Annotated in this window: 12 protein-coding genes; 8 read left to right on the top strand and 4 right to left on the bottom strand. The window is 66.4% G+C overall.

Going from position 1 to position 13,916, the window contains the following annotated elements; translation table 11 throughout:
• Positions 1-18 precede the first annotated feature (18 nt).
• The 3 genes from ACNFJ7_RS11170 (at position 19) to ACNFJ7_RS11160 (ending at position 5,146) form a co-directional block, all read left to right on the top strand.
• Positions 19-3,381: a PAS domain-containing protein gene (locus ACNFJ7_RS11170; RefSeq protein ID WP_419724218.1), complete on the top strand. Its 3,363-nt coding sequence runs from the start codon at positions 19-21 to the stop codon at positions 3,379-3,381.
• A 141-nt stretch (positions 3,382-3,522) separates the two neighbouring features.
• Entirely contained in the window at positions 3,523-4,812 is a 1,290-nt protein-coding gene (locus tag ACNFJ7_RS11165; RefSeq protein ID WP_019369912.1) for an adenylosuccinate synthase, read from the top strand.
• A gap of 118 nt (positions 4,813-4,930) precedes the next feature.
• Positions 4,931-5,146, top strand: a complete 216-nt coding sequence (locus ACNFJ7_RS11160) for a hypothetical protein (RefSeq protein ID WP_026009198.1) — start codon at positions 4,931-4,933, stop codon at positions 5,144-5,146.
• Between the two features lie 201 nt (positions 5,147-5,347).
• Here the strand turns inward: ACNFJ7_RS11160 and aroC are convergent, their stop codons facing one another.
• The 3 genes from aroC to ACNFJ7_RS11145 all read right to left on the bottom strand — a co-directional run bounded on the left by aroC (position 5,348) and on the right by ACNFJ7_RS11145 (position 8,524).
• Positions 5,348-6,418: a chorismate synthase gene (gene aroC, locus ACNFJ7_RS11155; protein ID WP_019369914.1), complete on the bottom strand. Its 1,071-nt coding sequence runs from the start codon at positions 6,416-6,418 to the stop codon at positions 5,348-5,350.
• A 70-nt stretch (positions 6,419-6,488) separates the two neighbouring features.
• Positions 6,489-7,682 (bottom strand): thiolase family protein, encoded by a 1,194-nt coding sequence (locus tag ACNFJ7_RS11150; protein ID WP_019369915.1) that lies wholly within the window; start codon positions 7,680-7,682, stop codon positions 6,489-6,491.
• Between the two features lie 65 nt (positions 7,683-7,747).
• On the bottom strand, positions 7,748-8,524 hold the full coding sequence (locus ACNFJ7_RS11145) for a crotonase/enoyl-CoA hydratase family protein (RefSeq protein WP_019369916.1): 777 nt from the start codon (positions 8,522-8,524) through the stop codon (positions 7,748-7,750).
• Positions 8,525-8,604: 80 nt separating this feature from the next.
• Between ACNFJ7_RS11145 and ACNFJ7_RS11140 the strand changes: the two genes are divergently transcribed.
• Positions 8,605-9,057, top strand: a complete 453-nt coding sequence (locus tag ACNFJ7_RS11140) for a PaaI family thioesterase (RefSeq protein ID WP_019369917.1) — start codon at positions 8,605-8,607, stop codon at positions 9,055-9,057.
• On the top strand, positions 9,054-9,431 hold the full coding sequence (locus ACNFJ7_RS11135; protein ID WP_019369918.1) for a PaaI family thioesterase: 378 nt from the start codon (positions 9,054-9,056) through the stop codon (positions 9,429-9,431). Before ACNFJ7_RS11140 ends, ACNFJ7_RS11135 begins: the two co-directional genes overlap by 4 nt.
• Before the next feature lie 44 nt (positions 9,432-9,475).
• On the opposite strand, the gene ACNFJ7_RS11130 is transcribed toward ACNFJ7_RS11135, so the two are convergent.
• Positions 9,476-10,750, bottom strand: a complete 1,275-nt coding sequence (locus tag ACNFJ7_RS11130; RefSeq protein ID WP_019369919.1) for a PQQ-dependent sugar dehydrogenase — start codon at positions 10,748-10,750, stop codon at positions 9,476-9,478.
• Between the two features lie 216 nt (positions 10,751-10,966).
• Here ACNFJ7_RS11130 and rimP point away from each other — a divergent pair, with 216 nt between their 5' ends.
• The 3 genes from rimP to ACNFJ7_RS11115 are packed head-to-tail and all read left to right on the top strand — an operon-like array spanning position 10,967 to position 13,912.
• The gene (rimP, locus tag ACNFJ7_RS11125) at positions 10,967-11,521 is read left to right on the top strand and encodes a ribosome maturation protein RimP (protein ID WP_019369920.1); all 555 of its coding nucleotides are present in this window, start codon (positions 10,967-10,969) and stop codon (positions 11,519-11,521) included.
• A gap of 6 nt (positions 11,522-11,527) precedes the next feature.
• Positions 11,528-13,147: a transcription termination factor NusA gene (gene nusA / locus ACNFJ7_RS11120; RefSeq protein ID WP_019369921.1), complete on the top strand. Its 1,620-nt coding sequence runs from the start codon at positions 11,528-11,530 to the stop codon at positions 13,145-13,147.
• Between the two features lie 60 nt (positions 13,148-13,207).
• Positions 13,208-13,912 (top strand): DUF448 domain-containing protein, encoded by a 705-nt coding sequence (locus ACNFJ7_RS11115; RefSeq protein ID WP_019369922.1) that lies wholly within the window; start codon positions 13,208-13,210, stop codon positions 13,910-13,912.
• The last annotated feature ends 4 nt before the right edge of the window (positions 13,913-13,916 follow it).

The raw sequence follows: 13,916 nt of genomic DNA, 5'->3' as shown, positions 1-13,916 counted from the left end.
ATGATCATCGCATTGCACATGGCCTCCCCGCTCCGTTTCCTAGACCATGGCGGTGAAATGGCCGAGCGCATTCGCGCGTTCGACTGGTCAACGCATCCCTTTGGTCCGCCGGAAACCTGGCCCGAGCCGCTGCGGGTGATGGTGGACATGGCGCTTGCGTCGAGCTTTCCCACCGCCATCTATTGGGGTCCGGAGCTTCGCCTGCTCTACAACGATGCCTGGGCGCATATTCCCGAAGAGCGGCACCCCGGGGCACTGGGCAGGCCAGGGGCCGAAGTATGGTCCGACATCTGGCACGTTGTGGGGCCGCAGATGGAGCAGGTGCTCGCCACGGGGCGCGGCTTGGCTAGCTTCGATCAGCAGCTGATGATGGTTCGCAACGGCGTGCCGCGTGAAACCTGGTGGAATTACAGCTTAACGCCGATCCGCGATGGCGAGGGGCGGGTCTTGGGCATTCTCAACCAGGGCAGCGAAACCACACGGGCGGTTCTGGCGGAACGCGAGCAGCGTGCCGAGGTCGAGCGGCTGCGCGACTATTTCCAGCAGGCGCCCGGTGCCGTGGCGCTACTGGACGGGCCGGAGCACGTCTTCACCATCGCCAATTCGGCCTATCTGGAACTGGTTGGGCGAGAGGACGTGATCGGCCAGCGCGTGGCCGAAGCTCTGCCGGAGGTGGTGGAGCAAGGCTTTGTCGACCTACTGGATCAGGTGTATCGCACCGGCGAACCCTATCGGGCGCTGGGGCAGAGCGTGCTGCTCCGCCGATATGCGGAAATCGATCCCGAACGGCGCGTCGTCGATTTCGTGTATCAGCCGATCAAGAATGCGGTTGGCCGCACCACCGGGATTTTCGTGGCGGTCAGCGACGTCACCGAGCGTGCACTCACCCAGGATGCGCTTCGGCTGAGCGAGGAGCGCCTGCAACTCGCGCTCGATGCCTCGATCGGGATCGGCACCTGGGAATGGAGCATCGAAACCGGCCGGATCACCGGCGATGCGCGATTCGCCAAGCTGTTCGGGATCGAACCCGAGCGCGTGGCAGCGGGCGGTGCGTTCGAATCGGTGCTCGCCTTCGTCCACCCGGACGATCGGACGTTGTTGCTTGCCGGCGTGCAACAGGCGCTTTCCGCCCGCGTGCCGCTCCTCGTGGAATTTCGGGTGGTGCGCGGCGATGGCGAGGTGCGCTGGCTGCTGACGCAAGGGAGCTGCATCTTCGACGAAGAGGGGCGCCCGGCACGGTTCCCGGGCGTCAGCTTCGATATCACCAATCGCAAGCAGGCCGAAGAAGCGGCGCAGGAAGCGGCCGAGGAACTGCGCGGCGTCACCGAGGCCCAGTCTTTCCTGCACGGACTGGCGGAGCGGCAGCGGGCGCTCGACACGCCCGACGCCATCATGGAAATGACCGCGGCCGAACTCGGCACCAAGCTCGGGCTGGCGCGCGTCGGATTTTACCGCGTTGCCGGCGAAACCATCCATCTCGGCCCCTGCTGGACGGCCGGCACTTTGCCGAAGCTGACTGGACAATGGGCACTGGAAGCCGTGGCGCCCCTGATCGAGCGCTACCGCAAGGGTCGCACCATAACGTTCAGCGACAGCGGCGCCGAGTTTCCGCAGAGCGAACTCAGCCGAATTTCTCCCTCGGCGATCGGCGTTCCGTTGCTGCGCGGCGGGCAATGGGTCGCGACCTTCTATGCCAATGCCGAAGGCCCCCGCGCCTGGCAGGCAGAGGAAGTCGCATTTGTCGAAACCGTCGTGGAAACCACCTGGGATTCGGTGGAGCGTGCCGATGCGGTGCTGGCGCTGCGCGAAAGCGAAGCGAAGTTCCGCGCCATCGCGAATTCGATCGACCACATGGTCTGGTCGGCCGATGCCGAGGGCTTGGTCGATTATTATAACGACCGCTGGTACGATTATACCGGCGTGCCGATCGGCAGCACCGATGGCACAGCCTGGGGCCAGGTTCTTCATCCGGACGATCAGGCCCGCGCTGCGGCGGTATGGGAGCATTGCGTCCAAACCGGCGATCTGTACCGCATCGAATATCGCATGCGGCACCATAGCGGCGCCTATCGCTGGGCGCTGGGTCGCGCGCAGCCGCTGCGCGACGAAGGCGGCCGCATCGTTCGCTGGTTCGGCACCAGCACCGACATTCAGGACATTGTCGACGCGCGCGAAGTCCTCGCCCGATCGCGCGAGGAGCTGGAAGCCGCAGTGCGCGAACGCACCGAACGGCTGATGGCGGCAGAGGCGCAGCTCCGCCAGGCGCAGAAGATGGAGGCGGTGGGCCAGCTGACCGGTGGCATCGCGCATGATTTCAACAATATGCTGGCGGTGGTGATCGGTGCGCTCGATCTGCTGGAGCGGCGGGTGGCGCAGGGCCGATCGGATATCGAACGCTATCTGGTCGCCGCTCGCGACGGCGCCACGCGTGCGGCGGCGCTAACCCAGCGGTTGCTTGCCTTTTCGCGCCAGCAACCGCTCGCGCCCACGGCGCTGGACGTGAACGACATGCTGAGCGGGATGATCGAGCTCCTGGTCCGCACGCTCGGCGAAGGCGTGGTCATCGAGACGCGGCTGGCGCACCAGCTCTCGCCGGTGGTGGCCGATCGCAACCAGCTGGAAAATGTCGTGCTCAATCTTGCGGTCAACGGCCGGGATGCCATGCCGGACGGCGGCACGCTGATGATCGAGACGCGGCAGGTGACGCTGGCGGGTGACGCGGCGGAGCAGCACGATGTCGCGCCTGGCGACTATGTGGAGATCCTGATCGGCGATACCGGCACCGGGATGCCGCGCGCGGTGGCGGCGCGCGCCTTCGATCCGTTCTTCACCACCAAGGGGCTTGGCAAGGGCACCGGCCTGGGCCTGAGCCAGGTATTCGGCTTCGTCCGTCAGTCGGGCGGGCATGTGACGATCGAAAGCGAACAGGGCGCCGGCACGGAGGTGCGCGTGCTGCTGCCCGCACGCCCGGAGGCGGTTCCCGCGCCGGTGGAGGCGCGGGAGGTACGCGAATTGCCGCGCGGCCGCGCCGAAGAAATCATCCTGGTTGTCGAGGACGAGGATCGCGTGCGCAGCTTCTCGGTCGAGGCGCTGCGCGACCTTGGCTACGGCGTCGTCTTCGCCCGCGACGGAATCGAGGCGTTGCGGCTGCTCGAGCGCGGTCATGCGATATCGCTGCTGTTCAGCGACGTGGTGATGCCGGAGATGAGCGGCCGCGAACTCGCGGCGCGGGTGCGGCAGCGCAAGCCCGGCGTGAAGGTGCTGCTGACAAGTGGGTATGCGCCGGACGAGCCGATCGGTGTTACGGAGGAAGATATTCTTCCCAAGCCGTTCGACGTTGCCGCGCTGGCCGTGGCGATTCGTACCGCGCTGGACGGCTGAAGCCAGGAAAGGCTTGACCTTGCGGCTGCGTTTCGTCATTCGCGCCGCGGCTTCGGGCGACGCGTCCGATGGACCAGCCCGGCTGCCGAGTCCTGTCGAAGGGCGGCCAGGGTCCGCCCGGCAGGCGGAGGACGTGTATTCATGGCAAATGTGGCAGTGATCGGCGCTCAGTGGGGCGACGAAGGCAAAGGTAAGATCGTCGACTGGCTTGCCGAGCGCGCCGATGTGGTGGTTCGCTTCCAGGGCGGGCACAATGCCGGCCACACGCTGGTGATCGGCGAAAAGGTCTACAAGCTCTCGCTGCTTCCCTCGGGCATCGTTCGCGGCACCCCGAGCGTGATCGGCAATGGCGTGGTGCTCGATCCCTGGGCATTGAAGGCCGAGGTGGAGAAGCTGCGCGAGCAGGGCGTCGACGTGACCCCGGACACGCTCAAGATCGCCGATACCTGCCCGCTGATCCTGCCGTTCCACCGGGATCTCGATGCGCTGCGCGAGGATGCCAGCGGCGCCGGCAAGATCGGCACTACGCGCCGCGGCATCGGCCCGGCCTATGAGGACAAGGTCGGCCGCCGCGCGATCCGTGTGTGCGACCTCGCCAATCTCGATTCGATCGGGCCGCAGCTCGATCGCCTCGCGGCGCACCATGATGCGCTGCGCGCCGGCTTCGGCCAGCCGCCGATCGACCGGCAGGCGCTGGTCGAGGAGCTGCGCGGTATCGCCGGCTTCGTGTTGCCGTTCGTGCAGCCGGTGTGGAAGATGCTTAACGAGGCGCGGTCGCGTGGCCGTCGCATCCTGTTCGAGGGTGCGCAGGGCGTGCTGCTCGACATCGATCACGGCACCTATCCGTTCGTCACCTCGTCCAACACCGTGTCGGGCACCGCGGCCAGCGGCAGCGGCATGGGGCCGGGTGCCGTGGGCTTCGTGCTCGGCATCGCCAAGGCCTACACCACCCGCGTCGGATCGGGCCCATTCCCGACCGAGCTGGACAATGAAGTGGGCGAGCGGCTCGGTACGCGTGGCCATGAATTCGGCACTGTTACCGGCCGCAAGCGCCGCTGCGGCTGGCTCGATGCGGTGCTGCTACGCCAGTCGGTCGCGGTCTCCGGCATCACCGGCATCGCGCTGACCAAGCTCGACGTGCTTGACGGTTTCGAGGAGATCCAGGTCTGCACCGGATACCGCCTGAACGGCGAGGTGCTCGACTATTATCCTGCCAGCGCGCCTGACCAAGCGGCGGTGGAGCCCATCTACGAAACGATGGAAGGCTGGTCCGAATCGACCGCTGGTGCACGGAGCTGGGCGGAACTGCCTGCTCAGGCGATCAAGTATATTCGTCGGATCGAAGAACTGATCCAGTGCCCGGTAGCGCTGGTATCCACCAGCCCCGAGCGCGAAGACACGATCCTGGTACGGGATCCCTTCGCCGACTGAAACGGGAGCGCCCGGCCCTCCGCTTGGGAGGACCGGGCGCTCACATCGCGCACTCGCGCATTAACGATGGCGGTTGTGCTTCGGCGCCTCAGGTTCAGTCGAAGACTCTGGCGTCGTCGTGCTATCGGTCGTCGTGGACGAGTCCGGACTCGACGGCCGCGTCGTGGTCGAGCTGGAATCCGACGGCCAGGTCGTCGTGCCGCTCGAAGGCGATTCCGGCGGCGTATTGGGCGACGGGCTGGTGTTTGGCGTTGTCGGCGTGGTGGTCGTCTGGCCAGGGCCTGTCTGGCCCGGCGTGGTGCTCTGGTCCATCGTCTGGCCTGGGGCCGTCTGACCTGGCGCAGTGTCCTGCGCAAATGCGGCCGGGGCTGCGATCAGGGTGGCGGCAGCGAGAATCGTCTTGATATACATTACTCGGCATCCTTCTGTTGATCATGCCAACGGAAGAGAAACCATCGAATGCGGCAGAAGTCCCACCAACTGATTTCGATTAGCCGATAAAAGCGAACGGATCAGGGGCGAGTCGAGTGCAAGATCAGCCGACCTGTGCCCGGTGCAACAATTTCTGATCCGCAAGCACCAGCGCCACCATTGCTTCGACGACCGGCACTCCACGAATACCTACGCAGGGGTCGTGGCGGCCCTTGGTGCGAATCTCACTTGCCTCGCCCTCGCGGGTCACCGTCTCGACTGGGATCAGGATCGAACTGGTCGGCTTGAACGCGACGCGCATCCGCACCGGCTGGCCGGTGGCGATGCCGCCTGCAATTCCGCCGGCATGGTTGGCGAGGAAGTCGACGCCGCCATCGGCACCGGGCCGCATCGCATCCGCATTCTCTTCGCCGCGCAGGCCTGCCGCCGCGAAGCCATCGCCGATCTCGAAGCCCTTCACGGCATTGATCGACATGCAGGCCGCCGCCAGTTCGCTGTCGAGCTTGGCATAGAGCGGGGCACCCCAGCCGGCGGGCACGCCGGTAGCTTCGCACGCGACCACGGCGCCGAGCGAGGAGCCGTCCTTGCGTGCCGCGTCTACCAGCCCTTCCCAGCGCTGGGCCGCCTCCGGATCGGGGCAGAAGAACGGGTTGTTGCCGATCTCGGCGGCATCGAACTTCGCATAATCGATCGCGTCGCCGCCAATCGCCTCGACCCAGGCCGTGATCGTTACTTCCGGGATCACCAGCCGTGCGACCGCACCGGCGGCGACCCGCGCCGCGGTCTCGCGCGCCGAGGAACGGCCGCCCCCGCGATAGTCGCGGAAGCCGTATTTCTGGTCATAGGCGTAATCGGCATGCCCGGGGCGATAGGCCTTGGCGACCTCCGAATAGTCCTTCGAGCGCTGGTCGACATTGTCGATGTGCAGCGCGATCGGCGTGCCGGTGGTGCGCCCCTCGAAAACGCCGGAGAGGATTCGGACCTGGTCCGGCTCCTGGCGCTGGGTGGTGAAGCGCGACTGGCCGGGGCGGCGGCGGTCGAGGAAAGGCTGGATGTCGCTCTCGCTCAAGCTCAGCCCCGGCGGGCAGCCATCCACCACGGCGCCGAGCGCGGGCCCATGGCTCTCGCCCCAAGTGGTGAAGCGGAATACGCGACCGAAGCTGTTGAACGACATCGGCGCACGCCCTCCGTCTGGGTTGAAACCGCGGGCCGTTTCGCAGGTGTCGCGCGCGGCTGCAACCCGTTCAGACGATCTCGAACAACCCCGCCGCGCCCATGCCACCCGCCGTGCACATCGAGACGACCACGTAGCGCACCCCGCGCCGCCGCCCTTCGATCAGCGCATGGCCTACCAGCCGGCTGCCGGTCATGCCGAACGGATGGCCGATCGCGATCGCGCCGCCGCTGACGTTGAGCTTCTCCGGATCGATGCCCAGCGTGTCGCGGCAATAGAGGCACTGGCTGGCGAACGCCTCGTTGATCTCCCACAGGCCGATATCCTCGACCTTCAGGCCGGCGCGGGCGAGCAGCTTGGGCACGGCGAAGACGGGGCCGATGCCCATCTCCTCGGGTTCGCAGCCCGCGACCTGGAAGCCGCGATAGATGCCGAGGATCGGGCGGCCTTCCGCCTCGGCGGTCTTGCGATCCATCAGAATCTGCGCGGCGGCGCCGTCGGAGAGCTGGCTGGCATTGCCGGCGGTGACGTGGCGGCCGTCCGCGATAAAGGCGCCGTCCTTCCATACCGGCTTGAGGGTGGCGAGCACCTCGGCTGTGGTGCCCGGCCGGATGCCTTCGTCCTGGGTTACCGTCACGGTCTCGCTGCCGGTGCGATTGCCCGCCTTGTCGAGCAGCGCCTTGGTGACGGTGATCGGCGCGATTTCCTCCTTGAAAGCGCCACGGGCGAGCGCGTCGGCGGCGCGCTGCTGACTCGTCGCGGCGAATGCGTCCTGTGCCTCGCGGCTGATCCCATAGCGTTCGGCGACAATCTCTGCCGTCTCGATCATCGGGATGTACGCCGCGGGCACCTGGTCCGTGACCGAGCGGTTCGCATAACGCGGCGCGCTGGCCATGGTCAGGCTGATCGACTCCATCCCGCCGGCCAGCGCCACGTCGATCTCGTCGGTCATGATCGAGCGGGCGGCGAGGGCGATGGCGGTGAGGCCCGATCCGCATTTCCGGTCGAGGCTGAACGCCGGCACGGTGTGCGGGATACCCGCGGCAAACAGCGCCATCCGCGCCATGTTCGCGCCCTGCGTGCCCCATTGGTTACCTATGCCGTAGAACACATCGTCGATTCGCGCGGGGTCGATCCCGGCGCGTTCCACCGCCGCGTTCATCACATGCGCGGCGAGCACCGGCGCTTCGGTATCGTTGAAATAGCCTCGACCCGCCTTGCCGATACCGGTGCGGGCGGTGGAGACGATCGCGGCTTCGCGCATGGCACCCTCTCGCAATTTCGAGTTCCGGGTACGCTTCCGCTATTGCGTGGCGGAATGCAACCGGTTCAGTCGTGGAACTGGGGCGCGCGCTTCTGCATATTGGCCGTCACCGCTTCGATCTGGTTGGGCGAGCGCATCAGCGCCGCCTGCTCCACACTCTCCGCCATCAGCACGGCGGCAGAGTCGCCCTCGTAGTTGGCGAGCCGCTTGGCGGCGCGGATCGCATCCGGATTGCGGCCGGCGATGGCGCGGGCGAGGGTGAGCGCCTCCGCGTGCGGATCCTCCGCCAGATGCGTGACGAAGCCGAGCACCTGCGCCTCCGCCGCGTCGAATTCGCGGGCGGTGTAGGTCAGTTCGCGCAGCACGTCGTCGCGCACCGTGCCGCGCCAGAGTACGAAGCCCGCCATGTCCGGTACGATGCCCCATTTCAGCTCCATCACCGACAGCCGCGTATTGGGCGCGGCAATCCGCACGTCGGCGCCGCTGGCGATCTGCAGCCCGCCGCCGAACGCCACGCCATGCACCGCCGCGATCACCGGCACGGGCAGTGTCCGCCAGCCCCAGGCGACCTGCTGGAAGCTGTTGGCCAGGCCGTGGGTTCGCGCCGTGAGATCGGTGCCCGCGCCGGCGCTGGCCATGCTCGCCATGTCGAGCCCGGCGCAAAAGGCGCGGCCTTCGCCCGACAGCACCACTGCACGCAGGCCTTGCGTTTCACCTAGCGTATCGATCGCGCGCAGGATCGCATCGAACATCGCCGGGTCGAGCGCGTTCATCTTGTCGGGCCGGGCGAGCCGCACATCGGCCACGCCCTCCTTGATGGTCCAGGTCACGCGCTCGCTCATTACGGCATCCTCTCGTGGTTTCGCGCAAATGTGCGGCGAAGCATTTGCGCGGGCAAGATGGTGTGGCTAGAAAAGCCGGTATGTCCCAGCCCAGCGATCCCGCGGCGGTGCCCCGGTTCGATCCGCGCATGTTTTTTGCGCTCCGCTTTCCCAACCATGGCAGCCGCCTGGGGGTCGCCTATCGCGACCATGGCGACGACTGGTCGGAGCTGCAGCTGCCCTGGCGCGAGGATCTGGTGGGGCAGGAGGAGACGGGGGTGCTCGCCTCGGGTCCGATCCTCGCGCTGATGGACATGGCGAGCAGCGTCGCGGTGTGGCTGAAGGTCGGCAAGTTCCTGCCGCACGCCACGCTGGACCTGCGCATAGACTATCTGCGCCCGGCGCGCACGGACCAGACGGTGATCGGGCGGTGCGAATGCTATCGGCTCACCCGTTCGATCGCGTTCGTGCGCGGGCAGGCGCATGACGGGGATCCCGAGGACCCGCTGGCGCATGTCGCCGGCACCTTCATGGCATCGGAGGGCTATTGGTGAAGCTGCCTCCTTATGCCGAGCTGCTGGGGCTCACGGTCGAGCCGGGTGCGGATGCGCCGGTGCTGGTGATGCCCTTTTCCGGCGACGTGGTCGGACGGCCGGGGTTCCTGCATGGCGGCGCGATCGGCGGCTTGCTCGAGATGGCGGCGGTCGGTGCGCTGCTCCAGGCGCTGGAGTCCGAGGGCGGGGCGAAGGTGAAGCCCGTCAACGTCACCGTCGACTATATGCGCGGCGGGCGCGAGAAGGAAACGCGCGCCAAGGGCACGGTCACGCGGCTGGGCAATCGCGTCGCGAACGTCAGCGCGGTCGCGTGGCAGGATGAAGAAGACCGGCCCATCGCCTCGGCGCGGATGAACTTCCTGATCGCCAGGTAATGTAAATCCTCCCCGAGTTTTGCCCGGGGAGGAATTTCACAGCCTCATTTCTTCGGGCTGATCCGCAGCAGCCAGCCGCCGGCGCCGCGGGCGCCGTCCTCCAGCAGCCATAGCGCGCCATCCGGGCCCTGCGCGACATCGCGAATACGGGTGCCCATGTCCCATTGATCGGCCTTGCGGGCAGTGGTGCCATCAAGGGCGATGCGGATCAGCGCCTGGCCCGACATCGCGCCCATCAGCAGCGATCCCTTCCACTGCGGAAACTCGCTGCCGGTATAATAAAGCATCCCGGCCGGCGAGATTGAGGGCACCCAGTGGAGCTTGGGCATTTCATAGCCGTCGCCCGCCTTGGGCTTGGGAATTGGCGTGTTATTGTAATTCTCGCCGAACGAGACGTTCGGCCAGCCATAGTTGCGGCCCTTGACGATCAGGTTGAGCTCGTCGCCACCCTGCGGACCCATTTCGTGTTCCCACAGGTTTCCGGCCGCGTCGAAGGCCATGCCATAGGGATTGCGATGGCCGCTCGTCCAGATGGCGGCCGGCGCCGGATTCGGCCCGTCGAACGCGAAGGGACGGGCATTGGCGGTTTTGGCGGCTTCGGTGTCGCGCGGAGGATCGAACACCTGCACGGTCGTGGCGCCGGTCTTGCCGGCCTCCGGATTGTCCGGCGCCGGTTTGCCGTCGAGCGTCAGGTGCAGGATCTTGCCGATCGCCTGGTTCGGGTCTTGCGCGGGCGTGAAGCGCTGGCGCTCGCCCGAGGCGAGGAACAGCGATTTGCCGTCGGGGGCGAAGGCGATCACCGCGCCGAACTGGCCGCCCTGGCCATCCGCACCGGTACGGAACAGCACCTCTACATTGTCGAGTCTCGCCGCCATGGCGCGGCCACGAGTGAGGCGGGCGCGGGCGAGCGCCAGCGCGCTACCATTCGCGCGCGGCTCCGAATAGGTGAAGTAAATCGCGTTGCTGTTCGCGAAATCAGGTGCGGGCGCCACGTCGAGCAGGCCGCCCTGGCCGCCACCAGCAACCTTGGGCACACCGGTCACTTCCTGCGTAGCCTGGCCCGCCTGCCACAGTTGAAGATGACCGGCCTTTTCGGTGACCAGCGCGGCGCCGTCCGGCAGGAAGGCGATCGCAAAGGGTTCGTTGAAATCGGCGACGCGGGTGGCGATGAACGGCGCCCCGGCCGGCAGCGGTGTCGGCGTGCCGCTGGGCACGGGTGCCGGCGTAGGCGTGGCGCTAGCCTGCTGCGCGTTGGAACCCGGAGAAGAACAGGCGGCGGCGAAAAGTGCGGGGATCAGCAGCAGCGAACGTGGCATCATCGAATCTCCAGCGGTGGCTTGCCTGCAAAGGCAGCCGGTCTTGCAACGCGTTGCAACAGCTTTCGTACTGGAAAAGATGCATGCCAACTGCGCGCCCCCTTGCTCCCCAGGGCACGATTGCGTATATCGCTGCCTGCTTTCTCGGACATCGTCAAACATGATCGAGGTCGGAGCCGCCAGGCTCCGGCGCCGAAGCTGCTTGAATGCCCATTGGAGATGCGTGTGGCGAATCTCGCCGAACTGGCCGGAATGATCGAAGCGGAAGCGCAGGCGCTGGGCTTTGCCCTGGTGCGCGTGAAGATGTTCGGCGGCCAGAGCGATCCCACGCTGCAGATCATGGCCGAGCGCCCGGATACGCGCCAGCTGACGATCGACGATTGCGCCGATCTGTCGCGCCGCGTCTCGGACTTGCTCGATAGGCTAGAAGCCGAGGGCCGCGACCCGATCGACCATGCCTATCGGCTGGAAGTAAGCTCGCCCGGCATCGATCGGCCGCTCACCCGGCTGCAGGATTTTGAAGATTGGAAGGGCCACGAAGCCCGGATCACGCTCGCCGAGAAGATGGATGGGCGCAAGCAGTTCAAGGGCGATCTCGCCGGCATCGATACGCACGCCGCCAGCATCACCATCGTCACGCAGGACGGCGCCGAACATGTGCTGCCCTTCGCGGCGATCGAAGACGCCAAGCTGACGATGACCGATCGCCTGATCGCCGCCACCGCGCCGCTCTCCGCCGAGGGCGCAGACAAGATTATCGAAGTAGAAGGATAAGCCCGGATGGCCACCGCCATTTCTGCCAACAAGGCCGAGCTCATCGCGATCGCTGATTCGGTTGCGAAGGAAAAGCTGATCGACAAGGCCATCGTCATCGAGGCGATGGAGGATGCGATCCAGCGTGCGGCGAAGAACCGCTACGGCGTGGAAAACGACATTCGTGCGAAGCTCGACCCGGTTTCGGGCGACCTCCGCCTGTGGCGCGTCGTCGAAGTGGTCGAGCAGGTCGACGACTATTTCAAGCAGGTCGACCTGAAGGGTGCGCAGAAGCTGCAGAAGGGCGCGAAGGTCGGTGACTTCATCGTCGATCCGCTGCCCCCGATCGAATTCGGCCGCATCCAGGCGCAGGCTTCCAAGCAGATCATATTCCAGAAGGTCCGCGACGCCGAGCGCGAGCGCCAGTTCGACGAGTTCAAGGACCGGGTGAACGAAATCATCACCGGCGTGGTGAAGCGGGTCGAGTTCGGCCATGTCGTCGTCGATCTGGGCCGCGCCGAAGGCGTGATCCGCCGCGACCAGCAGATCCCGCGCGAAGTGGTGCGCGTCGGCGATCGCGTGCGTTCGGTGATCCTCAACGTCCGCCGCGAAAATCGCGGTCCGCAGATCTTCCTGAGCCGGGCGCACCCCGAATTCATGAAGAAGCTGTTCGCGCAGGAAGTACCTGAAATCTACGACGGCATCATCGAGATCAAGGCCGCCGCCCGCGATCCGGGCAGCCGCGCAAAGATCGGCGTGATCAGCCATGACGGCTCGATCGATCCGGTCGGCGCCTGCGTTGGCATGAAGGGCAGCCGCGTGCAGGCCGTCGTGCAGGAAATGCAGGGCGAGAAGATCGACATCATCCCCTGGTCGCCGGACACGGCCACTTTCGTCGTCAACGCGCTGCAGCCCGCGAATGTCAGCCGCGTCGTGATCGACGAGGAAGAGGATCGCATCGAAGTCGTCGTCCCCGACGATCAGCTGAGTCTCGCCATCGGCCGTCGCGGCCAGAATGTGCGTCTCGCCAGCCAGCTGACCGGCAAGGCGATCGACATCCTCACCGAGGCGGATGCGAGCGAGAAGCGCCAGAAGGAATTCGTCGAGCGTTCGGAGATGTTCCAGAACGAGCTCGACGTCGACGAGACGCTGGCCCAGCTGTTGGTCGCCGAAGGCTTCGGCGCGCTGGAAGAGGTCGCCTATGTCGAGATCGAGGAGCTCGCGACGATCGAGGGGTTCGACGAGGATCTCGCGCAGGAACTGCAGAACCGCGCCCAGGAAGCGCTGGAGCGCCGCGAGGAAGCCAATCGCGAGGAGCGCCGTGCGCTTGGCGTGGAGGACGACCTCACGACCATGCCTTATCTGACCGAAGCGATGCTGGTCACGCTCGGCAAGGCGGGCATCAAGACGCTCGACGACCTCGCCGATCTGGCGACCGACGAACTGGTAGAGAAGAAGCGTGCCGAACCGCGCCGCCGCGGCGAAGATGCACCGCGCAAGGAAGCCAAGGGCGGCATCCTGGCCGAATATGGCCTGAGCGACGAGCAGGGCAACGAGATCATCATGGCCGCGCGCGCCCATTGGTTCACCGACGAGGAACCTGCTCCGGCAGGCGAGGAGGACGCAATTGCGGACTCCGAGCAATGATACGCGCCGACTGACATCATCGTCATGGGCCATCGACTCCTCCCATAGCGGGAGGGGCCGATGACCGACGCAATTCGCACCTGCATCCTGTCGCGCGAGGGATCGCCGCGGGATGGGCTGATCCGACTCGTGCTTTCGCCCGAGGGCGAAGTGCTGCCCGATATTCGCGCCAAGGCCCCCGGTCGTGGCGCGTGGATCTCCGTCGACAAGGCGGGGCTCGCGGCATCGCGCGACAAGGGCAAGCTGCGCGGCGCGCTTTCGCGCAGCTTCCGTACCGGCGAGATCCGCATCCCCGACGATCTTGAAGACCGGATCGCCACCCAGCTGCAGCGCGCCGCGCTCGACCGGCTGGGGCTGGAGGCGAAGGCCGGTTATGTGGTGATCGGCACCGAGCGAATCGAAAAGGCCGCGCGCAGCGGGCGGCTGCACCTGCTGCTTCATGCCGCCGATGCCGGCGATGACGGCGCCCGGCGGCTTGCCCAGGCGTGGCGGGTTGGCTCGGATCGGGAAGGTTCTGCCCTCAAGGGCTTAACATTGCCTGTCTCGCGCACCATATTGTCCTTGGCGCTAGGCCGCGAAAATGTGGTACACGCCGGACTCATCGACGCCCGGGCGGCGCAACGGACGAGCGAAGCGCTCGATCGCTGGCTGCACTTTATCGGACCCGAACCTGCTTCCGTGTCTTGCGAAACCGAATCGCAAGGCGCATCGGCATTTCCGTCCGCCGTGCCATTGACGACGAACATTACTGAGGAACTTGAGTAGCCGC

This window comes from Sphingomonas sp. HT-1 (assembly GCF_048568905.1).
Taxonomy (GTDB): domain Bacteria; phylum Pseudomonadota; class Alphaproteobacteria; order Sphingomonadales; family Sphingomonadaceae; genus Sphingomonas.
The sequence above is the reverse complement of the archived record's forward strand: the minus strand, read 5'-3'. Positions and strand labels throughout refer to the sequence as shown.